18 protein-coding genes are annotated in these 23,084 nt (G+C 67.9%); 6 read left to right on the plus strand and 12 right to left on the minus strand.

The genetic code is table 11. The features are described from left to right. Positions 1-11: 11 nt before the first annotated feature. The 3 genes from VIF40_RS14390 to VIF40_RS14400 form a co-directional block, all read right to left on the minus strand. A complete protein-coding gene (locus VIF40_RS14390) occupies positions 12-2,537 on the minus strand; it encodes a cation-translocating P-type ATPase (protein ID WP_331938198.1) in 2,526 nt (841 codons plus the stop codon). Between the two features lie 64 nt (positions 2,538-2,601). Next, positions 2,602-3,984 carry a M20/M25/M40 family metallo-hydrolase gene (locus VIF40_RS14395; protein ID WP_331938199.1) on the minus strand — a complete coding sequence of 461 codons (1,383 nt, stop codon included), beginning with the start codon at positions 3,982-3,984 and terminating at the stop codon, positions 2,602-2,604. Positions 3,985-4,238: 254 nt separating this feature from the next. Beyond that, positions 4,239-4,883 carry a DUF2268 domain-containing putative Zn-dependent protease gene (locus VIF40_RS14400; RefSeq protein WP_331938200.1) on the minus strand — a complete coding sequence of 215 codons (645 nt, stop codon included), beginning with the start codon at positions 4,881-4,883 and terminating at the stop codon, positions 4,239-4,241. Between the two features lie 391 nt (positions 4,884-5,274). On the opposite strand from VIF40_RS14400, the gene VIF40_RS14405 reads away from it, so the two are divergent. The 4 genes from VIF40_RS14405 to VIF40_RS14420 all read left to right on the plus strand — a co-directional run bounded on the left by VIF40_RS14405 (position 5,275) and on the right by VIF40_RS14420 (position 9,577). Next, positions 5,275-5,871, plus strand: a complete 597-nt coding sequence (locus VIF40_RS14405) for a LemA family protein (RefSeq protein ID WP_331938201.1) — start codon at positions 5,275-5,277, stop codon at positions 5,869-5,871. Positions 5,872-5,892: 21 nt separating this feature from the next. Beyond that, the gene (locus VIF40_RS14410; RefSeq protein ID WP_331938202.1) at positions 5,893-6,738 is read left to right on the plus strand and encodes a TPM domain-containing protein; all 846 of its coding nucleotides are present in this window, start codon (positions 5,893-5,895) and stop codon (positions 6,736-6,738) included. Then, a complete protein-coding gene (locus VIF40_RS14415; protein WP_331938203.1) occupies positions 6,738-7,343 on the plus strand; it encodes a TPM domain-containing protein in 606 nt (201 codons plus the stop codon). The genes VIF40_RS14410 and VIF40_RS14415 overlap by 1 nt, the downstream gene beginning before the upstream one ends. Positions 7,344-7,999: 656 nt before the next feature. Beyond that, a complete protein-coding gene (locus VIF40_RS14420; protein WP_331938204.1) occupies positions 8,000-9,577 on the plus strand; it encodes a L,D-transpeptidase family protein in 1,578 nt (525 codons plus the stop codon). Positions 9,578-9,691: 114 nt separating this feature from the next. Here VIF40_RS14420 and VIF40_RS14425 read toward each other — a convergent pair whose 3' ends face one another. From VIF40_RS14425 to VIF40_RS14435, 3 genes are read right to left on the minus strand one after another with little or no spacing between them, the layout of a single operon-like run. Further along, entirely contained in the window at positions 9,692-11,011 is a 1,320-nt protein-coding gene (locus VIF40_RS14425) for a TolC family protein (RefSeq protein WP_331938205.1), read from the minus strand. Next, positions 11,008-14,148 (minus strand): CusA/CzcA family heavy metal efflux RND transporter, encoded by a 3,141-nt coding sequence (locus VIF40_RS14430; RefSeq protein ID WP_331938206.1) that lies wholly within the window; start codon positions 14,146-14,148, stop codon positions 11,008-11,010. Before VIF40_RS14430 ends, VIF40_RS14425 begins: the two co-directional genes overlap by 4 nt. A 12-nt stretch (positions 14,149-14,160) precedes the next feature. Continuing rightward, entirely contained in the window at positions 14,161-15,285 is a 1,125-nt protein-coding gene (locus tag VIF40_RS14435) for an efflux RND transporter periplasmic adaptor subunit (protein WP_331938207.1), read from the minus strand. A 131-nt stretch (positions 15,286-15,416) separates the two neighbouring features. On the opposite strand from VIF40_RS14435, the gene VIF40_RS14440 reads away from it, so the two are divergent. Both VIF40_RS14440 and VIF40_RS14445 read left to right on the plus strand, forming a co-directional pair. Then, complete coding sequence (locus VIF40_RS14440) at positions 15,417-16,079, plus strand: response regulator transcription factor (RefSeq protein WP_331938208.1); 663 nt, start codon at positions 15,417-15,419, stop codon at positions 16,077-16,079. Further along, positions 16,076-17,428, plus strand: a complete 1,353-nt coding sequence (locus VIF40_RS14445) for an ATP-binding protein (RefSeq protein WP_331938209.1) — start codon at positions 16,076-16,078, stop codon at positions 17,426-17,428. Before VIF40_RS14440 ends, VIF40_RS14445 begins: the two co-directional genes overlap by 4 nt. 7 nt (positions 17,429-17,435) lie before the next feature. Here VIF40_RS14445 and VIF40_RS14450 read toward each other — a convergent pair whose 3' ends face one another. The 6 genes from VIF40_RS14450 to VIF40_RS14475 form a co-directional block, all read right to left on the minus strand. Continuing rightward, complete coding sequence (locus VIF40_RS14450) at positions 17,436-18,701, minus strand: Hsp70 family protein (protein WP_331938210.1); 1,266 nt, start codon at positions 18,699-18,701, stop codon at positions 17,436-17,438. 226 nt (positions 18,702-18,927) lie between these two features. Beyond that, on the minus strand, positions 18,928-19,305 hold the full coding sequence (locus tag VIF40_RS14455; RefSeq protein ID WP_331938211.1) for a 6-carboxytetrahydropterin synthase: 378 nt from the start codon (positions 19,303-19,305) through the stop codon (positions 18,928-18,930). Beyond that, positions 19,302-19,934, minus strand: coding sequence for a 7-carboxy-7-deazaguanine synthase (queE, locus tag VIF40_RS14460; protein WP_331938212.1), 633 nt, complete (start codon positions 19,932-19,934; stop codon positions 19,302-19,304). The genes VIF40_RS14455 and queE overlap by 4 nt, the downstream gene beginning before the upstream one ends. 67 nt (positions 19,935-20,001) lie before the next feature. Further along, entirely contained in the window at positions 20,002-20,367 is a 366-nt protein-coding gene (locus tag VIF40_RS14465; protein ID WP_331938213.1) for a cytochrome c, read from the minus strand. Between the two features lie 148 nt (positions 20,368-20,515). After that, complete coding sequence (locus tag VIF40_RS14470; RefSeq protein WP_331938214.1) at positions 20,516-22,063, minus strand: HAMP domain-containing sensor histidine kinase; 1,548 nt, start codon at positions 22,061-22,063, stop codon at positions 20,516-20,518. Continuing rightward, positions 22,060-22,779: a response regulator gene (locus VIF40_RS14475; protein ID WP_331938215.1), complete on the minus strand. Its 720-nt coding sequence runs from the start codon at positions 22,777-22,779 to the stop codon at positions 22,060-22,062. The genes VIF40_RS14470 and VIF40_RS14475 overlap by 4 nt, the downstream gene beginning before the upstream one ends. Between the last annotated feature and the right edge of the window lie 305 nt (positions 22,780-23,084).

Raw genomic sequence — 23,084 nt, forward strand, 5'->3', positions numbered from 1 at the left:
TTCCGGTGATGTCATCCTCGGCGTCTGCGAACGGCCTTGTATACCCCCGACCAGCCGCCGGCGACCAGCGCCGTCGCAATGACATAGGCGAGCGCCTCTGGTTTCGGCGTCGTGAAGCGGAACAGCTCCGCCGCCGCCGGAACATAGACGATGACCGCGAGCGCCAGCGTCGTGACGGCGGCTATGATCCAGAAGGCGACGCGCCGCTTGTCGAAGAAGGCGGTTCCCGGCTCTGCGGCGGAGGCGAAGGCCATGGCGAGATCGCCGATGACGAGGCCGACGAAGACCAGCGCCCGCGTCTCGCCTTCGCCCATGCCGATGTGAAGCGCGACGAAATAGACGCCGAGCAGAGCCGCGAGCAGCACTGCGCCTTCGAAAAAGCCGGCGCCGATCTGGCGCAGGCCGAACAATGGCTCGGCGGGCGAGCGCGGCGGCTCCTCCATCATGTGGCGCTCGGCCGGCTCGCCCTCGAAGACCAGCGCGCAGATCGGATCGATGACGAGCTCCAGCGCCACCACATGCACGGGAAAGAACACCGGCGGCAGCAGGAAGAGAATGGGCGTCAGCGCGAGGCCGGCGATCGGCACATGGATGGCGGTCACGAAGATCAGCGCCTTGCGCAGATTGGCGAAAATGCGCCGTCCGCTGCGCACGCCCGCCACGATGGAGGCGAAGCGATCGTCGAGCAGCACGATCGACGCCGCCTCGCGCGCGACATCGGTTCCGCGCTGGCCCATGGCGACGCCGACATGCGCGGCGCGCAGCGCCGGCCCGTCGTTGACGCCGTCGCCGGTCATGGCGACGATATGACCGTTGCGCTTGAACGCCTCGACCAGCGCGAGCTTCTGCTCCGGGCGGATGCGCGCGAAAACGCGCTTGGTCTCGACGGCTTCGTCCAGCGCGGCCTCGTTCAGAGCGGCGATCTCGGCGCCGCTCAGCGCGCCGTCTCGCGCCTCTATGCCGGCCTGGCGCGCGATCGCGAGCGCCGTCGCCGGATAATCGCCGGTGATCATGACCACATGAATGCCGGCGCGCGCCGCCAGCGCGACCGCTTCTGGAACATCCTCGCGCAGAGGATCGAGAAAGCCGACGAGGCCCTCGAGCGTAAAGGCGCCGGAGCCGGGATCGTCCTCGCGCGGCAGCGCTCCCTCATGCGTGGCGACGGCGAGCACGCGCAGCCCATGCGCCGCCATGGTCGCGACCTCGGCGGTCAGAAGGCGCAGCGCATCCGCCTCCAGACGGCAGAGGCCGGCGATCGCCTCCGGCGCGCCTTTGGCGAAGGAAGCGAGGCTCTCATTGGCCGCGCGCCATGTCTGCACGAAGGCGAGCGTCTCCGGCCGCAGCGGAAAGCTGCGCATGATCGCCGCGCTCGCGGGCGGGTCGCGGGTCAGGCGGTGCAGCGCGCGATCCATCGGATCGGAGGGATCGGCGGCGCTGGCGCGCAGAGCGGCGTCCAGCAAAGGCGCGATCGCCTCCGGCATCGCGCCCTCGCCCGGCCGCCACATGTCGGCGCCGCGCAGGAAAAACGCCGCCTCCATGCGGTTTTGCGTCAGCGTGCCGGTCTTGTCGACGCAGAGCACGTCGGTCGCGCCCAAAGTCTCGATGACGGCGGAGCGGCGCGCCAGCACATTGCGCCGCGCGAGGCGATAGGAGCCGAGCGCCAGAAACACCGCCAGCACCATGGGGAATTCTTCCGGCGTCAGCGATATCGCGAGGGTGATGCCGGTCAGCCCCGCCGTGATCCAATCGCCGAAGGCGAGGCCGTAGGCGAGCGCCACGAGAAGGCAGAAGCCGATGCCGAGCGCGCCGAATATCGCGACGACGCGGCCCGTGCTCTTTTGCAGCGGCGTCTCCTCCGGCGCGATCTCCTCGAGCGAGCGGCCGATGCGGCCGAGCCGCGTCGCGCGTCCGGTGCGCGTCGCCAGCATCGCGCCCTGGCCGAGCGTCACCAGCGTGCCGGCGAAGAGAAACGGCGCCGCCTCGCCGGGCTCGGGATCGAGCAGCGGGTCCACCATGTTCGCCGGGGCTTTCCAGACCGGCGCCGATTCGCCGGTCAGCGCCGATTCGTCCACCGAGAGAACGTCGCCGCGCAGCAGCGCGCCATCGGCCGGCGTGCGCTCGCCCTCGCCGACGAGCACAATGTCGCCGGGGACGATCTCGCGCGCCGGAATGCGCCGCTCGCCCTCGGCGCGCAGCACGCGGGCGCTGGGCGCGGCGAGGCTGCGCAGAGCGGCGAGCGCATTCTCGTTGCGCGTCTCCTGCGCCACGACGAGGCCGATGGAGAGAAAGGCGCCGGCGGTGAGCAGCAGGCCTTCGTGACGATCGCCGAGCGCCAGATAGAGCAGCGCCGCGACGATGAGCAGCGCGAACATCGGCTCGCGCAGCGCCGCGAATGCGATCAGCAGCCAGGAGGGGCGCCGCGGCTGCTCCAGCTCATTGGGGCCGAAACGGGCGAGTCGCGCCGCCGCCTCGCGCTCGCCGAGCGGCGCGAAATCGCCGGCCGGCCGGGGCTCGGGTCGTTTTGCGCGGAGCCCCATTCGATGTTCCTCTGGCTTGCGGCCCTTCCCCCGCCCCGTCCCCGGGGCAGGGCGAGGACGCCGCTCACGCCGCCAGAGCGGCGAGCACGCGGACCCAGGAGCGCGAGCCCTTCTTGAACGAGCTGTAGGCGTATTTTTCATTCGGAGAATGAATGCGGTCGTCCTCGAGCGCGAAGCCGATCATCAGCGTGTCCATGCCGAGATCGCGCTTGAAGGCTCCGACGATCGGGATGGAGCCGCCGCAGCCGACGAGGGCCGCCTCCTTGTCCCATTCCTCCTGCAACGCCCGCCGCGCCCGCGTCAGCGCCTCCGAGCCGAAGGGCAATTGCAGCGCGCGGGAGGCGCCATGCGGCGCGAATTCGGCGCGCACATCGACCGGCAGGCGCTCGCGCACGAAAGCGCGGAAGCTGTCGAGCACCTTCTCCGGGTCCTGAGCGCCGACGAGGCGGAAGGAGATTTTAGCGCTGGCCTTGGCCGGCAGCACCGTCTTGGCGCCGGGGCCGACATAGCCGCCGATGACGCCGTTCACGTCGCAGGTCGGGCGCGACCACACTTGCTCGATGACGCTGCGGCCGCGCTCGCCCGCCGGGCGCAAGACGCCGACGCTCTTCAGAAACGCCGTCTCGTCGAATTCGAGCCCACGCCATTGCGCCGCGATCTCCTCGGGCAGCTCGGCGACGCCGTCGTAGAAGCCGGGCAAGGTCACGCGGCCTTCGGCGTCGTGGAGGTCGCCGATGATCTTGGCCAGCACATGGATCGGATTGACCACCGGCCCGCCGAAAATGCCCGAATGCAGGTCGCGGTCGGAGGCGGTGAGGATCACCTCCTCCTGCGCGAGGCCGCGCAGCATGGTGGTGATGGCCGGCGTCTTGGCGTTCCACATGCCGGTGTCGCAGACGAGCGCCAGCGCCGGCTCGGACAGCTCCTCGCGATTGTCGGCGAAGAAATCCGGCAGCGAGGGGGAGCCGGTCTCCTCCTCGCCCTCGAAGAGGAAGGTGATGTGGCAGGGCAGGCCGCCATTGCGCTGAAAGGCGCGGCAGGCCTCGAGGAAGGTCATCAGCTGGCCCTTGTCGTCCGAGGCGCCGCGGGCGACGATCTCCTCGCCCTTTTCCCCCGCCACGAGCCGCGGATCGAAAGGATCGCTGACCCACAGATCGAGCGGGTCCGGCGGCTGCACGTCATAATGGCCATAGAACAGCACATGCGGCGCATCCGGCCGCTTGGCCTTGGCGTGGCCGACGACGATCGGATGCCCGGGCGTGTCGCGCACGCTCGCCGTAAAGCCCAGCTCGCGCAGCTGGCCGGCGAGCCAATCGGCGGCGCGGCGGCATTCGCCGGCGAATGCCGGATCGGTGGAGACCGATTTGATGCGCAGAAAATCGAAGAGGCGATCCGTGGCCGCGGGCAGATCGGCGTCCAGCGATTGAAGAACGGTTTCCGTCGACATGAAAGAGGCTCCGCTACGGGTCGCGCTGCGCTGCGCAACGCGAGTCGCGATGAAAACTGCAAGCTGGCCTCGAAGCTAGTGCGAATGGAGCGTCATGAAAAGAGCGGCGGCTGTTCGGCTGGATTCATCGCTTTCGAAGGCGACGGCTCGGATCGAAATTCCCGCGACGCGCCGTGTGTGGACTTTCGTCGGGAAGAGCCGGTCGCTGCGTCGGATCGACATGCGAGCCCGACTCTGACGCTTCCCGATTCCTGTCAGATTTTCGTCAGGCTGTCGAAAAACGCTCGCGCCTCCGCTTTGGCCAAATTTGAAGCTTTGCGGTCCGCCCGCTCCCTCATGAACTGGGAGACGAGTTGAAAGCCCAGTGAATATCCAAGCCACCGAGGCAATTCGCCAACACCGAAAAACCAGCCACTGTGGCTATAATCTTTGCGATCCCAATCTCGCGCCGCAACGGGAACATGACGGCGGATTTCTCGGATATCGAGTTGTTCCCATGGTTCAGGCGCGCCAGACCAGACTTCTCGAGCGAAATGGCCCGCCAGACCCTCTGATACCAATGCTTCCCCCAATGATGACCCGTAACCTGGTCCCTCCCAGCGAGCCGCATGATGAAGCTCATGGGCGAACATTCGCTCAAATGATCTTTCTGAGTTCGCAGAAAGGGCAGGATTATCAGGATCAACAGTGATGAAGATCACTCCCGGCCCCGGCGAATACCCGAGAATTCCTTTCTCGGGAATGACCTGCTTTCCCGTCTGCACAATAACATCGATGGGGCCAATCGGCATAAGGGCAGCAGCCCTATCGTGGCTCTCTTTTAGAGAAGCCGTAAGCCAACTGCGAAGGTTTGTAAGTGCGCCGCGGGCGTCAAGGAAATGGAGGTTCGGTGATGACATGCTTCCGTCCTCAGCCGAGGGGATTATTCGGCCGCAATATTGGCTTCAACTATGCTCCGGAAGCGCACAACGGCGAGCGCCCGGTTTGAGGGCCGGGTGGTCTCGGTCAGCCCAAGATCTACACAGATGCGCTCGTGCGAAAAGGACTACAGAGCGACGAGGGTCACGATAGACTATGTGAATTTTCATGCAAGGCTTCATAGCGAAGGCCCTGAATTCCCATGGCTCCGTTCGAGCGCTAGAGAAGGTCCCATAAGGGTCAGAAACCCAAACCGACCCACCACTCGTCCCCTTTCCGGCGTCGCCCGCACTTCCCAAGGCCTCATGTGCAGCCTAAGTAATGGGCGCGCTCCGTTCGGTGGGGCGGATGACGTCATGAGGAGACTTTCGGATGAATTTTTCGCTCCGCCGGCCGTCTCTGCTGGCCGCTCTCTTCCTCGCGCTCTCCCTCTCGGGCTGTGGCTACAACACCATCCCGACCCAGGAGGAGGAGGCCAAGGCCAAATGGTCGGAGGTCGAGGCGCAATATCAGCGCCGCGCCGATCTCATCCCCAATCTCGTCGCCACCGTGCAAGGCTACGCCAAGCATGAGAAGGACGTGCTCACGGCCGTCACCGAGGCGCGCGCCCACGCCACGCAGGCCAAGGTCGATGTCTCGCAGCTCACCGATCCAGAGAAGCTGAAGCAGTTCCAGGAGGCGCAGGCGCAGCTCTCCGGCGCGCTGGGGCGTCTCATCGCCGTGAGCGAGGCCTATCCGGATTTGAAAGCCAACACCAATTTCCTGGCCTTGCAATCGCAGCTCGAGGGCACGGAAAACCGCATCACTGTGGCGCGGCGCGACTACATCCAGGCGGCGCGGGAGTTCAACACCTCGCTGCGCACCTTCCCGACGCTGCTCTGGGCCAAGACCGTCTTCGCCGGAACCAAGCCGCTCGCCGAATTCACCGCCAGCGCCGGCGCGGAGCAGGCGCCCACGGTCAAATTCTGACCTCTCCGGAGACCGACGCCCATGCAGCTCCTTCCTTCGTGGCCTTCGGGTCTTCGTGGTGGACAGGCCACGAAGACACGAAGGACACGAAGCCTCGCTCTGCTGATCTTCGTGCTGCTGCCGGCGCTCGCCTTCGCGGCGCTCGATTTTCCGGCGCTCACCGGCCGCGTCGTCGACGACGCCCATATTCTTCCGCCGGCGGCGCGTCTCGACATCGAGACGAAAGCCAAGGAGCTGGAGGAGAAATCCGGCATTCAGCTCGTCGTCGCCACCGTGCCCTCGTTGCAGGAAACCGACATAGAGACTTTCGCCAATGGCCTGTTCCGCTTCTGGAAGCTCGGCGAGGCGAAGGTGAACAATGGCGTTCTGTTCCTCATCGCGCCCAATGAGCGCAAGATGCGCATAGAGGTCGGCTATGGGCTCGAGGGCACGCTCACCGACGCGCTTTCGAAGATCATCATCGCCACGGCGGTGACGCCGAAGTTCAAGACCGGCGATTTCGGCGCCGGCGTCGAGCGCGGCGTCGATGGAATCATCGAAGTGCTGAGCGGCGATTCGGCCGAATGGGAAAAGCGCATCAAAGTGCGCGCCGAGCATCAGGAGCCGGGCTTCGATCAGATCGTGCCCTTCATCGTCTTCGCGCTGTTTCTGTTCGTCTTCTTCTCCATGCTGACCAACGCTCGCGGCGGCGGGCGGCGCATGTATCGCGGCGGCCGCGGGCCGATCATCTATTTTCCGCCGTCCAACGACAGCTGGTCCGGCGGCTCCTCCTGGGGCGGCGGCGGCTCTTTCGGCGGCGATGGCGGCGGCGGATTTTCAGGCGGCGGCGGCTCGTCGGGCGGCGGCGGAGCCTCGGGGGATTGGTGATGCCCATTTCGGACGCGGATCAGGCGCGCATAGCGGAGGCGATCGCCGCCGCCGAACGGCGCACGGCGGGGGAGATCGTCTGCGTGCTGGCGCGCCGCTCCTCCGATTACGCCTATGTGCCGCCGCTGCTGGCGGCGCTCGTCGCGCTCATCGCGCCCTGGCCGCTGGTGTTCTTCACCGAGCTCGGCGTCCGGCTCATCCTCGCCATTCAGATTCTCGTCTTCATCGGCGCGGCGCTGCTGTTCTCGCTGCCGCCGCTGCGGCTGGCGTTGACGCCGCGCTTCGTGAAACGCGAGCGCGCCCATCGCGCCGCGATCGAGCAGTTTTTCACGCGCGGCGTCTCGGCGACGAAAGAGCGCACCGGCGTGCTCATCTTCGTCTCGCTGGGCGAGCGCTATGCGCGCATCGTCGCGGATGAGGGGATAGCGAGGAAAATTCCGGAGGAGGATTGGCGCGCGGCGCTCGATCTGCTGCTGGCGCGCATGCGGGAGGGGCGCGTCGCCGATGGTTTCGTCGATGCGATCGCCGAATGCGCGCGGCTCTTGTCGAAACATGTGCCGCCCGGCGGCCATGAGGAGCTGCCGGACAGAATCTATGTGATCTGAAATATACGTCGTCGCTCGAGAAAAATCCCGGAGACGCCACGAGGACGCCCCGGGAAGTCGCGCGAGGAGAAGGCTCTCAGCCGATCAGCCGGGTGAGCTGGTGAAGGACGATGATGAAGAAGGCGAGCGCGCCGATGATGCCGGCGACCGCTTTGACGAGCTCCGCATTGCTGTGCATGACGATTCTCCCTTACGTGTAATTTTTTTTGCAATGACGACGCAGCGCATCGTCGCCGATAAAACTGCGCCGCCGCGCCGCCGCCGACAATCGCGCGCCGCTGCGGCAGAATGGCGCGGAATTTCGCGAGCGAGTTGAATTTGCGGCGGAAAGCGCGGCGATGCGGCTTCGCTACAAAAGGTCGCGCCCAGCTAATCGCGAGACGGGCGCGCGATAGCCGCAACTCGACTCCGCGGCGCGCGCGCCGTTAATGGAAACGCAATCTTTATGGCGGCCGGGCGAAGGAAGCTTATTCCAAGCATTAACCCGTTTACGTTAATATCCCTAGGGCGCGAGTCGGGCGGCGGGTTTCGCGCGTGCATGTTTCGAGACGCGAGCGCGCCCAGTGCGGCGGCGCCGAAGTAGCGTGAGGCAGGAGAGCATGGTATTCCGCGGCAGTTTCGCGCGTCAGTCCGGACATTTCGCGCGTGCGTCGGGCTTGGCGCTCGCAGTCGGGCTGGGTTCGTCCTTCGTCGCCGCATCCAGCGCGGCGCCGGCGCCCTATGCGCCGATCCGCACGCCGCTCGCCGTCGCGCCGCCGCCGCTGGTCCAGCAGCTCGAGGTCTCCTGGCTGCATGTCGGCGAGCCGCAGTCGGAGCTGTTCGCGCTGGCGGATGTGTCGGCTCTGCTTCCCGTCGCCAATTCCGTTTCGATCGCGGTTCCTCCCGCGTCCGGCGGTTTCGACATCGCCGAGGCGCTGATCGGCGAGGAGCAGCGCGCTTTCGCCGCGGCGCTCGACCAATGGACCGGCGCGGCGCGCGGGGTGGAGCAGCGCGCGCGGCGCAAGGCGGTCGCCGCCTTTTACGCGCAGCGCGCCTATGCGCCGCTATGGCGCGACGGCGGCGTTTGGCGCGCCTCGGCGCCCGCCGCGATAGAGCGGCTCAGCCGCGCGCGCGACGACGGCCTCGATCTGCGCGGCGTCGCCTATCCTTCGGAGACCAGGCTCGGCGGCGATGCGGATGAGCTGGCTTTGTCGGAGGCGGTCGTCGCCTATGCGACGCAGGCGTCCGGCGGGCGGCTCGATCCGCGGCGTCTGTCGCGGCTCATCGGCGCGCATCCCGCGCTGCCGGAGCCGGGCGCCGCGCTCGGAGCGATCGCCGCCGCCGGGCCGCGCGCCGGCGATATGCTGCAAGACTATAATCCGCCGCATGAGGGCTATCGCGCCTTGCGCGCAAAGCTGGTGGAGCTGCGCAGCGCCGGCCTGCCGGAGCTCGACAGGCGCTTCGCCGAGGCCTCGCATTCCGTCGCGCATGACGCGGCGCCGGGCCGGGAGGCGCCGAGCGCGCCGGCGCGCCGCTCCAATGCGCTGGTGGAAGCCGAGATCATCGCCAATATGGAGCGCTGGCGCTGGCTGCCGCGCGATCTCGGCGAGAGCCGCATAGAGGTGAACATTCCCGACTTCGAGCTCGCCGTGGTGCGCGAGGGCCGCGTCACGCATCGCGCTCGCGTCATCGTCGGCAAGGAGGGCACGCCGACGCCGGTGTTCTCCGACAAGATGCAATTCATCATCGTCAATCCCTATTGGAATGTGCCGCCGTCGATCCTGACGAAGGAGATGCTGCCGAAATACGGCGGCAATCTCGGCGCGATCGCCGCCAGCGGCTATGAGGTGCTCACCCGCAAGGGACAGACCTTCGTGCGGCAGAAGCCGGGCGAATCCAATGCGCTCGGGCGCATCAAATTCATGTTCCCGAATGATTTCTCGGTCTATCTGCACGACACGCCCAATCATGCGCTGTTCTCTTCGGCGCATCGCGCGCTGAGCCATGGCTGCGTGCGCGTCGATCAGCCCTTCCGCCTCGCCGAGGCGGTGCTGGGGCCGGGCAGCGGCTGGCCGGAGGAGCGCGTGCGCAAGCTCGTCGGCGCGAGCGAGCGCTACATCAATCTCGCGCGGCCGCTGCCGATCCACATCGAATATTTCACGGCTTTCGTCGACGAGAATGGACGGCTGCAATTGCGCGGCGATCTCTATGGCTATTCCGCCAAAGTGCGTCAGGCGCTGGGGCTCGAAGGATAGCGGTCGGCGAGAAAACGGAAGGCGCTCGCGCCCCTCCGACCCTCCCCCGCTTTGCGGGAGAGGGAGCAGGCTCCGCGCTTCATCGGCATTTCGCGTGACGCTCGCCGCGAGGCGTCACAGAGTCGGCGCGTAGCCGAAGGCTTGATTGAGCCGCGACAGCGCGACGCCGAGATCGATCGCCGCGCTCGCCCGCGCGCGTTGCGCGTCGAGCTGCAATTGGCGCACGCGATAGAGATCGAAGGCGTTGATCTCGCCGAGCCGGAAGGAGCGCCGCGCCAGATCGAACTGCTCGGTCGCGACCGAAAGCCGCTTGGCGGAGAGGCCGTCGGCGCGGCGCGTCGCGGCGACGGCGGCGCGGGCGGCGTTGATCTCCGCGGCGACGAGCCGCTGCGCCCGCGCGAATTCGGCCGTGGCGCGATCGACCTCCGCCTGCGCCTCGGCGACGCGCGGAATATTGCGGCCGGGCGTCGGCAGCGGAATGCGGAAGCGCACGCCCACCGTATTATTGTTGGAGCGGATCGGGTCCTCGACGGCGGGCTCGGTGCCCTGCTCGTTGCGGCCGAAAACGGTGATCTCCGGATTGTCGATGAAGCCGGCCTCGATGAGCCGCATCTGCGTCTGCGCCTTGGCGAGAGCGGCGAGCGGCGTGCGCAGCGCCGGATGATCGTCCGGCGGGCGCGCCGGCAGCGGCGCCTCCAGCGTTCCGTCCGGCGTCGCGCCGCCGGTCAGCACCGCATAGGCGGCGCGCGCGGCCTTGGCGGCGGCGTCGGTCTGCGCCACCTCGGTCTCGGCGGCGAGCGTCTCGTTGCGGGCGAGCAATTCGTCCTGCGCGGCGTTCTCGCCGAGCGCGACGCGCCGCGTCATGTCGTTGCCGATGTCGCGCGCCGTCGCCAGCCGATCGCGGGCGACCGCCGCGTCCTTGGCCGTGCGCTGCGCCGTCCACCAGGCGTCGCGGACCAGCGCGGCGAGGTCGAGGCGCCGCAGCGCCAAGCGCTCGTCGAGCTCGACGACGCCGGCGGTGACATTGTTCTCATAGGCGTCGCGCTCGCCGGGCAGCCAGATCGGCATGCCGATCTCGAGCTCCGATTCGCGATAGCCCTTCACATTGCCCTTCACTCGCTCCTCGCGCGAGCCGCCGAAAAAAGGCGAGCCCGGCGTGAAGGAATTGGCTTGCGCATAGCGCGCCGCCACCGCGCGGCGCTGCGCGTCGAGCGAGGCGCTCTGCGCATCGATGCCGATCGCCTGATCGAGATGGCGCGCCAGCACGAGGCCGTAAGGTTTTCCCGGCGGCTTCGCTTTCGGCTTCGCTCGCGTCTCCGGAGGAAGAGGCGAGATCGAGAGCTTGGGCCTGGTCTCGCTGGCCGCGCTCGAGGCGTGGAGCAGGACGAGCAGAAGGGAGAGGAGCGGACGAGCGCCGCCGTGACGCTGTGTCATCGGCGCATGATCCGCCAACGAGAGTCCGGCGTCGCCGAGGTGGGCGTTCGCGTCGCCGCACGCACGCGCAGCAGGCGCTTGAAGTCGAAGCGATCGTAGAGAATGGGCAACAGCAGCAGGGTGAGCGCCGTCGCGGTGACGAGGCCGCCGATGACGACAATGGCGAGCGGCCGCTGGATTTCCGCGCCGGGGCCCTTGGCGAAGAGGAAGGGCGCGAGGCCGAGCGCGGCGATGGTCGCGGTGAGCAGCACCGGCCGCATGCGGCGTCGGGCGCCTTCGCGCACCGCGTCATGCACGCTGCGGCCGTCGGCGACGAGCTTGTTGATGTAGGAGATGAGCACGACTCCATTGAGCACGGCGATGCCGATCAGCGCGATGAAGCCGACCGAGGCCGGCACCGAGAGGAACTCGCCGGAGAGCCACAGGCCGATGACGCCGCCGATCGCCGCGAAAGGCACGTTGCAGAAGACGAGCAGGGCCTGCGACGCCGAGCCGAAGGTGAGATAGAGCAGCAAAAAGATGAGCCCCAGCGCCAGCGGCACGACGATGGCGAGCCTTGCCGAGGCGCGCTGCTGATTCTCGAACTGCCCGCCCCAGACGAGCTCATAGCCCGGCGGCGCATGCACCTCCTTGGCGACGGCCGCCTTGGCGTCGGCGACGAAGCCGACGAGATCGCGGCCGGTGACATTGGAGAGCACCGTGGCGTAGCGGCGCGCCTCCTCGCGGATCACCTGAATCGGGCCGTTCTCGGTGCGTATGTCGGCGAGCTGCGACAGCTCCACCACCTTGCCGTCGGCGGAGACCACCGGCACGCGCGCGAAATCCACCGGCGAGCGGCGCGACACCGGATCGCCGCGAATGACCAGCGGCGTGCGCACCGGGCCCTCGAGCACGAGGCCGACCTGCGTGCCGTCCACCCATATGCGCAAGCCGTCCTGTATCTCGCTGGCGTTGAGGCCGAAGCGCCCGGCGGCGAGCCGGTCGATGCGCGCGGTCAGATAGCGCATCCCGTCATTCTGCAGCGCGAACACGTCGCGCGAGCCGTCGATCTTGCGCAAGGTCCCGGCGATCTCGCGGGCGAGGCGGTTCAGCTCGTCGATATCGTCGCCGAACACCTTCACCACCACATCGCCGCGCGCGCCGATGATCATCTCCTGCACGCGCATGTCGATCGGCTGCGAGAAGGCGTAGGAAATGCCGGGGAAAGTGTCGAGCACCTGGCGCAGCTCGCCGAGCAGCCAGGCCATGTTCGGCTCGCGCCATTTGTCCATCGGCGCGAGCGTCAGGAACATATCGGTCTCATTGAGGCCGACAGGATCGATGCCGAGCTCGTCGGCGCCGGCGCGCGCCATCACGCCCTTGATCTCCGGCACGCGCGCCATCAGCGCGCGCTCGATGCGCAGGTCGGTCTCGGCGGTCATGTCGACGCTGATCGTCGGATGCTTGCGCACGGTGATGACCGGCGTGCCTTCGTCCATCACCGGCATGAAGGTCTGGCCGATGTGATTGGAGGCGAGCAGCGCCAGAGCGAGGCCGACCGTCACCGCGGCGCCGACGACCATCGGCCGCCGCAATGCGCGCTCGAGCAGCGGATCATAGAAGGCGGAGATTTTACGCACCAGCCAGGGCTCGTCGCTGCCGCCGGCGCGCAGCAGAGTGGCGGCCAGCGCCGGCACCACGGTGAGCGAGAGAATGAGCGCCGAGCCCATGGCGAAGGCGATGGTGAGCGCGACCGGCGCGAACAGGCGGCCCTCGAGCCCTTCGAGCGAGAGCAGCGGCAGAAAGACGGTGATGATGATGACGGCGCCGGAGACGAGCGGGCCGGCGACCTCGCGCGTCGACTCATAGGTGATGCGAACGCGGTCCTGCAGGTCGGCCTTTTCCATGCCGGCGAGTCGATGCTCGACATTCTCGACGACGACGACGGCGCAATCGACCAATATGCCGATGGCGATGGCGAGGCCGCCGAGCGACATGATGTTCGCCGAGAGTCCGTAGAGCCGCATGATGGCGAAGGTGGAGAGCGCGGCGAGCGGCAGGATCAGCGAGACGACGAGCGCCGCGCGCAGATTGCCGAGGAAGAGGAACAGCAGAATGACGACGAGGACGATGGCCTCGATCAAGACTTTCTGCACCGTCCACACGGCTTTGGAGATGAGCTCGCTGCGATCGTAGAAAATCTCGATTTTGACGCCCTCCGGCAGGCGTGGCTTCAGCTCCTCGAGCTTGGCCTTGACGCCGGAGACGACGGTGCTGGCGTCGGCGCCGCGCAGGCCGAGCACCAGGGCCCAGACGGCCTCGTCCTCGCCATTGCGCGTGGTGACGCCATTGCGGGCCAGCGCGCCATTGCGCACCTCGGCCACATCGGCGATGCGCACGACGCCGGTCGGCCGCGCGGCGACGACGACGGAGCGTATGTCCTCGAGCGTGCGCAGCCGTCCCTCCGCGCGCACCAGAAGCGCCTCCTCGCCGTCGCGCACGCGGCCGGCGCCGTCGTTGCGATTGTTCTCCTCGAGCGCATCCTTCAGCATTTTCACCGTGATGCCGCGCGCCGCCATGGCCGGCGGCGAGGGCGCGACCTCGAAAGTGCGCACGAAGCCGCCGAGCACATTGAGGTCGGCGACGCCGGGCAGGCCGCGCAGGGCGGGGCGAATCGTCCAATCGACGAGGCTGCGCTGCTCGGTGGGCGTGAGGCCGCCGCCGACGAGCGTGAACATCAGCATTTCAGCGAGCGGCGTGACGATGGGCGCGAGCCCGCCCGAGGCCCCCGCCGGAAGCTGATCCGCGACCGAGGCGAGGCGCTCGTTCACCTGCGTGCGGGCCCAGAAAATATCCGTGCCTTCGGCGAACTCGAATGTGAGCAGCGCCACCGAATAGCGCGTCGTCGAGCGCATGCGCACGAGATTGGGAATGCCGCGCGCGGCGATCTCGATCGGCGCGGTGACGCGGTTCTCGAGCTCCTCTGGCGTCAGGCCCGGCGCGCGCATGGAGACCAGAACCTGGACCGGCGCGACATCGGGAAAGGCGTCGATCGGCAGCTTGGAATAGGCGTGCGCGCCCCATGCGGCGAGAGCGATCGCCGCGAGAAAGACGAGGAGCCTCTGGCCGAGCGCGGCTTGGATGAGTTTATCGAGCATGTCGCGTTTCGCTCACTTAGCGCTCGGGTCCTTGGCCGCCAGCTCGGCGAGCAAGGTCAGCATTCCGCGCGTCGCCACCTGATCGGCGGTGGAGAGCGGTCCTTGAATCGACGCATATTGCGGCGTCTCCGAGACGAGGGCGATCGGCATGGCGCGGAACCCGTCGGCGGAACGCAGAAACACCCAGTCCTTTTCGCGAAAATGGACGACGGCGTCGGCCGGCACGCGCCAGAGCGAGCCCCCCGAGCCTTTGAGGCGCAGAATGGCCTGGACCGCCTGTCCCGGTCGAATCGGGGATTTGCCGGGCGCAAATTCCGCGACCGCGGTGACCGATTGCGTCGCCGGATCGGCGGTGCGGCCGATGCGGATCAGCCTGCCCTCGACGCCGAGGCTCGGCAGCACGACCTTGTCCGCGCGGTCGAGCCCGGCGGCGCGGCCGATGGGGATTTGCAGATTGACCCAGATCGGGTTCAGCCGCGCGATGGTGACGAGCGGCGCCGAGGCCATCACGCGGTCGCCGACCGTGGCGTGGCGCGCGAGAATGACGCCTGCCATCGGCGCGCGCACGACGAGCGCGGCGGCGAGCTTGCGCTCCTTGCGCAACGACTCGATCGCCGGCTCGGTCATGCCGTCGAGCGCCAGCAGCTGGCCGCGCTCGTCGAGCAGCGAGCGCGCCTGGGCGGCCTCGGCGCGCGTCACCAGCAGGCGGCGCTCGGCGATGATCCGCTCTTTGTACAGCTGCTCGTCGCGGCGCAGCTTCTCATTGGCCAGAGCGGCGTCGGCGGCGGCCTGCAGAAAAGCCCGCTGCGCCTCGATCAGCTCGGAGGATTTCAACGTGGCGATGGGGTCGCCCGCCTTCACCTCCTCGTCCGGGGAGACGAGCAAAGTCTCGACGAGGCCGGCGGCGGGGGCGGCGACCATGCGCAATTGCTGCGGCGGAACCGTCACCGTTCCCGGAACGACGAGCTCGTCCGAGCCGGAGCCTTTTTCCACGGGCTTCGTCTCTATTCCCGCCGCTTGAATATCCTGCTCGCGCAGCGGAATGGAGATGTCGTCGGCGGCGAGGCCCGCGCTGGCGCGAAGCGCGCCGGCGAGCCCGAGGGCGAGGACAAGATATTGAAACGGTTTTCTTTTCATTCCGCCTGGAACCGGTCTTTGCGTCGGGGCGCAATTTCGCTTATCGAAGCTGACGAAACGCTGACGAGCTCGAGCGGGACGCTGACGCGGCGACCAAATCCGAGCGAATCATAGCACCGCAGCCCCGTTCAATGCGAATTTTGCTGGTGGAAGACGACGAGCGCATTTCCCGCGACGTGGCGAAGGCGCTGCGCGCGGCGGGCTATGTCGTCGACACCGTCGCCAATGGCGAGGACGCCTGGTTTCTCGGCGACACCGAGAATTTCGCGGCCGTCATTCTCGATCTCGGCCTGCCGGGGCTGGACGGGCTCGCCGTGCTGGAGCGCTGGCGCGAGCAGGGCCGCCGCACGCCCGTGCTGGCGCTCAGCGCGCGCGGCTCCTGGAGCGAGCGCGTCGCCGGAATAGACGCCGGCGCCGATGATTATCTGCCCAAGCCGTTCCAGCCCGAGGAGCTTTTGGCGCGGCTGCGCTCCATCATTCGCCGCTCGGCCGGCCACGCCTCCTCGGTGACGCGCAATGGCGCGCTCTCGCTCGACGAGCGCAGCATGACGATCACGCTGGCAGGCGTTCCGATCGAGCTCACCGCGATCGAATATCGGCTGGTCGCCTATCTTCTGCATCGGCGCGGGCAGGTGGTCCCGCAATCCGATCTCGCCGAGCATGTCTATGGCCACGACCAGCAGAGCTCCAATGCGGTCGAGGTGCTGATCGGCCGCGTGCGCAAAAAGCTCGGCGCCGAGGCGATCGAGACGCGGCGCGGCTTCGGCTATCTGATCCCCGATCTCGACGCATGAGGACGCGCTCGCTGCGCCTGCGGCTGTTCCTCGCCGGCGTCGCCGCCATCGCCGCGGCGCTCGCGCTGGCGGGCTTCGTGCTGGTGCTGTTGTTCGAGCATCACGTCGAACGCACGATGGACGACGACATCGAGACCTATGTCCGCCAGCTGGTCTCCGATCTCGCCGTCGACGCCGAAGGGCGCCTGCGCATCATCACCGCGACGCCGGACCCGCGTTTCGCACGGTTTCGCTCGGGCTTTTATTGGCAGGCGGCGAGCGACGACAGCCGCGACGTCGAGCGGTCCGCCTCGCTCGGCGAGGAGGCGCTGGATTTCCCCGCCGGCTGCAAGAGCGGCGATCGGATTTTCTATCATCGTCTGCGAGGCCCCTGGGACAATGCGCTGCTCGGCGGGCAGCGCTGCGTCGCGCTCGGCGGCGCCGCGCCGCTGCGCGTCCGCGTGCTGGTGGCGCTCGATCTCGCCGGCGTCGCCCGCGCGCGCGACGCCTTTGCCGCGGAGCTGGTCGCGGCGCTGTTTCTCATCGCGGTCGGGCTGACCTTCGCCACTTGGATTCAGGTCGGGCTCGGCCTCGCGCCGCTGGCCGGCCTCGGCGTGGCGGTGGGCGAGATCGCCAAGGGCCGCCGCCGCCGGCTCGACTCGCCGGCGCTGCCGGAGGTGCAGCCGCTGATCGACGAGGTCAACGGCCTGCTCGACGAGCGCGACAAGGAGATCGCGCGCGCGCGCAATCGCGCCGCCGATCTCGCCCATGGGTTGAAGACGCCGCTCACCGCGCTGGCCGCCGACGCCCGCCTCTTGCGCGAGAAGGGCGAGACCGAGATCGCGCGCTCGCTCGATCGCATCGGCGACGCCATGCATCGTCATGTGGCGCGCGAGCTGGCGCGGGCGCGCAGCCGCGGCCTCGCGCGCGGCGGCGAGCAGACGCCGGTCGCCGAGGTGGTGGACGCGCTGGCGCGCACGCTCGCCTCGGCCGGGACGACGGCCACCTTCGAGATGCGCATCGCGCGCGACGCCCGCGTCGCCGTCGACCGCGTCGATCTGATGGAGATTCTCGGCAATCTCATGGAGAACGCCTCGCGCCACGCGCGCTCTCGCATTCGCGTCTCCGCCGTGGCGGGATGCTTCGTCGTCGAGGATGACGGGCCCGGCCTGCCCGAAGGCAGCGAGGCGCTCATTCGCCGCCGCGGCGGCCGTCTCGACGAGACCGGCGGCGCCGGCCTCGGCCTCGCCATCGTGCAGGACGTGCTCGACGCCTATGGAGCGGACATGCGCTTTTCCCGCTCCGACCTCGGCGGGCTGCGCGTGGAGGTCGATCTCTCGGGCGCGACCGGGCCGCAGACGACGGCCTGACCGCGGTTCAGACGCCGGGCCCGAATTTCAGCCCCGAGTCGATCGTCAGCCCGACGCCGACGCTGGCGAATTTATCGCCGCGCACGATCTTCGCCCGCGGCGTATGGGCGAGGCAGGCGCGCTCGATCGCCGGAATGGAGGTGCTGCCGCCGGTGAAGAACACCGTGTCGACGTCCCCCGCCGCGACGCCGGCCGTTTTCAGGCAGTGGGCGACGCAATCGGAGAGCTTGCGGCATTCATTGGCGATCGTCTCCTCGAAGAGGCGGCGGGACGTCTCTATGCGCAATGTCTCGTCGATATAGGCGAGGTCGATCATCGCGGTCGCGGCGTCGGAGAGGATGATCTTGGCGGATTCGACATCGCCCGCCACGCGATGGCCGGCGCGATCGTCGATCGCTCGCACGAAGCGATCGACCTTCTCCGGCTCGTCGGCGATCGCGCGCAGCTGCTTCAGCTCCTCGAGCGTCTTGTTGTTGTAGAGGAAGGCGATGCGATGCCATTGCGCGAGATCGTGGAAATAGCCATTGGGCAGATCGAGCTCGGGGCGCTTCCTCTGCCGCGTCTGATAGCCGAACAAGGGCATCACCTGCTTGAGGCTCAGCCGATAGTCGAGATCGGTGCCGCCGACATGGACGCCGGCATTGGCGAGAATATCGTCCTTGCGCTCGATCTTGCGCCGATTCCTCGGCGAGACCTTCACAATGGAGAAATCCGAGGTGCCGCCGCCGATGTCGGCGATCAGCGCGATCTCCTCGCGTTCGATGCGCCGCTCATAGTCCAGCGCGGCGGCGATCGGCTCATATTGGAAGAGGACATTTTTGAAGCCCTGCGCATGGGCGGCGGCGGCGAGCTGATCCTGCGCGACGCGATCGGCCGTCTCATTATCGTCGACGAAGAACACCGGGCGGCCGAGCACGGCGCTTTCGACGGAGCGGCCGGCGCACAGCTCGGTCTTGTCCTTCAGATGATGCAGAAAGCGTCCCAATATGGCGGTGAAGGCGACGCGCCTGCCGCCGGCGGCGGTAGTCTCATGGATCAGCGAGCCGCCCAGAATGCTCTTGATCGCGCGGAACAGCCGACCGTTCTCGCGGTCGATATAGAGTCCGATGGCGGCGCGGCCGAAGCTCAGCGAGCCGTTGTAGGCCGGGTAGAAGATCGCGCTCGGAATGGTGACGCTCGCGCCCTCGAGCGGGACGAGCGTCGGCTCGCCGCCGGCCATGAAGCCGACGGAGGAGTTGGAGGTTCCGAAATCGATCCCGCAAGCGAGGCTCACGCGATTGTCTCCTTCTTGTCCATTGCACACGTTCGCAGAGCGAAAAGCGCGCCGCTGCTCCGACGAGCGCACGCTCACGCGCGAGCGTCGGTCGGATGATGGAACGGATGGGGTTCTGGGCTCAGCGAAGCGGCCGGGGAGGGCAGGCCGTCCGAATCTCGCGCGAAACTGCAATTTTTCGCGCGACTTTGCAAACGCGCGCGGAGGGGCGCTGCGGATCGCGCCGTCACTGCTTCTTCAGCACGCAGCCTTCATTGCAGGTGTCGCGGAAAATGCCGACCTCGTGGATCGCCGGCAGCGACGGCTCGAGATCCCGCCAGATATAGACGCAGAGATTTTCGAGCGTCGGCTTGCCGAGGCCTTCCAGCTCGTTGAGGAAGGAATGGTCCAGCCGCTCGCGCAGCGCCTGCAGCCGCGCGCCGAGCTTGCCGAGGTCCATGACCCAGTCCTCGCCGTCCTGACGCGGGCCGCGCAGCGTCACCCGCACGCGGAAGGAATGCCCGTGCAGATTGCGGTATTTCCCGCCGGTCGGGTGGTCTGGATCGTAGAGGGCGTGCGCCGCCTCGAAGCAGAACTCCCGATAGACTTCGAACAGAACCGTCATTTCACCCCGATGGCCTTGTGCGTCTGGTGCGAGAACCGCCACAGCGGATGCGCCAGGCAATAGTCGATCGCCGCCCTCGTATTGCGCAATACGTCCGGCCCGTCCATGGGCTGCAGCAGGAAATGGTCGAAGGCGAGCCCCTCGAACAGCTCCGGCTCGGCCCCTTTCTGCGGATAGACGAGCTTGAGCTCGTCGCCCGCGGTCTGGACCAGCGGCGCGCCCGCCTTGGGGCTGACGCAGATCCAGTCGACCGCAGGCGGGACGGGAAGCGTCCCATTGGTCTCCACCGCGATCTCGAAGCCCTCGGCGTGGAGCGCGTCGAGCAGCGCGGCGTCGATTTGCAACATGGGCTCGCCGCCGGTCAAGACGGCGAAACGCCGCTCGCGGTTTTCACCCCAGAGCCCGGCCAGATGCGCGGCGAGAGCCTGGGCGCCCGAGAATTTGCCGCCATTCTCGCCATCGACGCCGATGAAATCCGTGTCGCAGAAGCGGCAGGTCGCCGCCTCGCGGTCGGCCTCGCGGCCGCTCCACAGATTGCAGCCGGCAAAACGGCAGAAGACGGCGGCCCGCCCGGAATGGCGACCCTCCCCTTGCAGCGTCTTGAAGGCTTCCTTGACCGCATAGGCCATGGTTCTGGTCCCGTGGAGCGATCGGGACTGATTAGTGCCTCACGCGATGGCGGTCCAGCGGGGCTGCTCACCCGTTCTTCGGCCGATCGTAGCGGTCGGTGCCCGGCTCGGGCTCCCGCGGGCGCGGGTCGAGGCTGCGGATATAGGCGACAATATCCTCGATCTCGCGCCGCGACAGATGCATGTCCGGCATTTTCGGATGCGGATCGACCAGGAAATTGGCCAGCGCCTTGGCGTCGGCGCGGCGCTGGGCGACGTCGGCGAAGGAGGGCGCGTCGGCGTTGGCGGTCTTCTGGGCGCTCGTCATCACATGGCAGGACGCGCACCAGCGCTCGGCGATGCGCTTGCCATGGGCGGCGTCGGCGGCGACGGCCGGCGCGCAAAAGCCGGCGAGAAGGGCCAGCGACTGAAAGAGGCGGCGCGGATCGTTCATGCGGGGCTCCTCGTCGGCGTCTCGCGAGCGCAGCGGCGCGGCGCGCCCCCCGACTCGCGGAAACGACATGAGACCATGAATCCGCTCCGCCGAGAATCGGGGGTCGCGCCGAGGGACCGCGACCAGACAGCGCAGGCGCGGGCGGCGCTCAGGCCGCCTTGGGCTCCGTCGCCGCCTTTTCGGCCGGGCGCAGCGTCACCTGGGCGACGAGTCCGTGCGGCTCGCGGTCGAGCAGCCGCAGCGCGCCGCCCGCCTCCTCGACGAGGGCGCGCACGATCGAGAGGCCGAGGCCGAAGCCGCCATGCTCGTTGAGATTGCGTCCCGGCCGGCCGCGCACGAAGGGCTCGACGACCTGCGCTTTCTCCGCATCCGGTATGCCCGGACCATCGTCGGCGACATCGATCTGGACGCCGTCGTCGGCGGCCCGCGCGACGGTGATGACGACGCGGCTCCCATGGGCGACGGCGTTCTCGACGAGATTGGCGAAGACGCGCTGCAGATCGGTGAGCGAGCCGATCACCATGCGCCGTCCGTCGCCCTCATAGGCCACGTCATGGCCGAGATCGGCGAATTGATCGGCCACTGTCTGCAGCACGCTGTCGAGATCGACGATCTCCTGCGTGTGCCGGAAGCGCTCCTCGCGCAGGAAGAGAAGATTCTTGTAGAGCATCGAATCCATGAGCTCGACGTCGAGCAGCATTTTGGCGCGCAAGGGCTCGTCGTCGATGAATTCGGCGCGCAGCCGCATGCGCGTGATGATGGTGCGCAGATCATGGCTGATCGCGGCCAAGACGCGCGAGCGCGCCGCGATCATCGAATAGATCCGCGCCTGCATGCGGTTGAGCGCGCGCGTGAGGTCGCGGACCTCCTGCGGCCCTTTCTCGGCCAGCAGCTCGCATTCGCCCGATTCGCTGGGGAATTTCTCGGCCTGGCGCGCGAGCCCGACCAGCGGCGCGACGACGGCGCTGGACGTCCAGAAGGTCAGTATGGCGGCGCAGATCAGGAAGAACAGCGCCGACGACAGCCATATGCCCGTCGCAGACGGCAGATCGAGGGGCGGCGGGCCGTCCAGCGGAGACAGGGCGTTTGTCGGCGGAGGCTGCGCGCCGGGGAAATCGCCGCCCGGCGGTCCGCGCGGGCCGCCGTCGCCAAAACCCTCGTGTCGCGCCTCGCGCGGCGGCGAGGTGAGCGTCAGATAGCCGCCCTTGCGCAGCGCGACGGTGACGGAATGGCCATCGGGCTTGGTCGCGAAGACCTCGGCGCCCGGCCATAAATAAGCGCGCAACGCGCCCGGCGCGGGCTCGCCGCGGGCGGTCTGCGCGGCGGTCGGACGCGTCGCGGCGAGCTCCGGCCGGGTTCCGCGCGACGGATCGCCGAGCGCGGCGAGAAGCTGCTCGCGCTCGCCCGGAGGCGCGAGATCGAAGGCCCAGGCGAGCGCCGCCGCCGTCTCGGTCAGCGATCCGCGAGCGCGCGGCGCGCGTTCCTCCCGACCCATCCACTCTTCGCGAGCCATCCGCTCTTTGCGAACCATCCATTCTTGCCGAAACGCGCGTTCCGCGCGAAACGCCCGCTCCTGGTGGAAGACCTGTATCGCGATCGTCACGCAGGCGTGGAACAGCACGATGGAGGCGAGCACCAGAATGGCGATCTGCCCGGCCAGATGATCGGGCCGCAGCCCGCGCCAGAAGCGGTTCACGCGCGCATCACCTGCGGCGTGAACAAATAGCCCTCCGAGCGGATCGTCTGAATGTAGCGCGGGTTTTTCGGATCGCTCTCCATCTTCTGGCGCAGCCGGCTGATGAGCACGTCTATGCTGCGCTGAAAGGGGCCGGCCGTCGGTCCATGCGTGAGATCGATGAGCTGGTCGCGCGTCAGCACGCGATTGGGCCGCTCGCACAGCGCATAGAGAAGATCGAATTCGGCGCTGGTCAGCGCCACTTTGGTGCCGCCGGGCGTCGTGACCTGATGCGCCATTATGTCGACGCGCCACCCTTCGAAGAGATAATAGCGCGAGCTGGCTTCGTCCTTGCTGGTGAAGGCGGCGCGCGCGCGGCGCAGCACGGAGCGGATGCGCGCCAGCAGCTCGCGCGGATTGAAGGGCTTCACCAGATAATCGTCGGCGCCCATCTCGAGCCCGAGAATGCGATCGACGTCCTCGCCCTGCGCGGTGACGATGACGATCGGCAGATTGCGATCGGCGCGCAGCCGGCGGCAGATGGAGAGCCCGTTCTCGCCGGGCAGATTGAGATCGAGGATCACGAGATCGAACTCGCGCCGCGCCAGCGCCGTGTCCATCGCGCCGCCGTCGGCGACGACGGCGACGTCGATCTGATGGGTGAGGAGATAGCGAGAGATCAACTCGCCGATTTCGGCGTCGTCCTCGACCAGGAGGATCGCATCTGTCTTCGTCACGTCGAGCGCACCCGCGGGGCTTCGCGCGGCGGCGTTCCGTCGCGTCCAGCAAGACCTATCCCGAGAATATGTCCCGATCGTTTCCAAGTCGAAACGGGGGCGGGCGCGAGCAAGGCGTTTTTCCGCCATTTTTGGGACGCGGCCCCTCCCTTCGCCAATTTGCGCGACGATGGGGAAAAGCGGCCGAAACGCGGGACTGCGCGGCGCCCGCCGATTTGCCTCGGAGCCGGCGGCGGCCCATAGTCGTCCAGAAAGCGGGCGACGAGTCGAGGGCGGGTTTGGCGAGGGCGGATTTGCCGGAGGCG

It is taken from the genome of Methylosinus sp., assembly GCF_036560965.1.
GTDB lineage: Bacteria > Pseudomonadota > Alphaproteobacteria > Rhizobiales > Beijerinckiaceae > Methylosinus.

Coding starts and splice junctions, on each gene's coding strand:
- VIF40_RS14390 (WP_331938198.1), bottom strand. CDS start 2,537: ATGGGGCTCCGCGCAAAACGACCCGAGCCCCGGCCGGCCGGCGATTTC.
- VIF40_RS14395 (WP_331938199.1), bottom strand. CDS start 3,984: ATGTCGACGGAAACCGTTCTTCAATCGCTGGACGCCGATCTGCCCGCG.
- VIF40_RS14400 (WP_331938200.1), bottom strand. CDS start 4,883: ATGTCATCACCGAACCTCCATTTCCTTGACGCCCGCGGCGCACTTACA.
- VIF40_RS14405 (WP_331938201.1), top strand. CDS start 5,275: ATGAATTTTTCGCTCCGCCGGCCGTCTCTGCTGGCCGCTCTCTTCCTC.
- VIF40_RS14410 (WP_331938202.1), top strand. CDS start 5,893: ATGCAGCTCCTTCCTTCGTGGCCTTCGGGTCTTCGTGGTGGACAGGCC.
- VIF40_RS14415 (WP_331938203.1), top strand. CDS start 6,738: ATGCCCATTTCGGACGCGGATCAGGCGCGCATAGCGGAGGCGATCGCC.
- VIF40_RS14425 (WP_331938205.1), bottom strand. CDS start 11,011: ATGACACAGCGTCACGGCGGCGCTCGTCCGCTCCTCTCCCTTCTGCTC.
- VIF40_RS14430 (WP_331938206.1), bottom strand. CDS start 14,148: ATGCTCGATAAACTCATCCAAGCCGCGCTCGGCCAGAGGCTCCTCGTC.
- VIF40_RS14435 (WP_331938207.1), bottom strand. CDS start 15,285: ATGAAAAGAAAACCGTTTCAATATCTTGTCCTCGCCCTCGGGCTCGCC.
- VIF40_RS14440 (WP_331938208.1), top strand. CDS start 15,417: ATGCGAATTTTGCTGGTGGAAGACGACGAGCGCATTTCCCGCGACGTG.
- VIF40_RS14445 (WP_331938209.1), top strand. CDS start 16,076: ATGAGGACGCGCTCGCTGCGCCTGCGGCTGTTCCTCGCCGGCGTCGCC.
- VIF40_RS14455 (WP_331938211.1), bottom strand. CDS start 19,305: ATGACGGTTCTGTTCGAAGTCTATCGGGAGTTCTGCTTCGAGGCGGCG.
- queE (WP_331938212.1), bottom strand. CDS start 19,934: ATGGCCTATGCGGTCAAGGAAGCCTTCAAGACGCTGCAAGGGGAGGGT.
- VIF40_RS14465 (WP_331938213.1), bottom strand. CDS start 20,367: ATGAACGATCCGCGCCGCCTCTTTCAGTCGCTGGCCCTTCTCGCCGGC.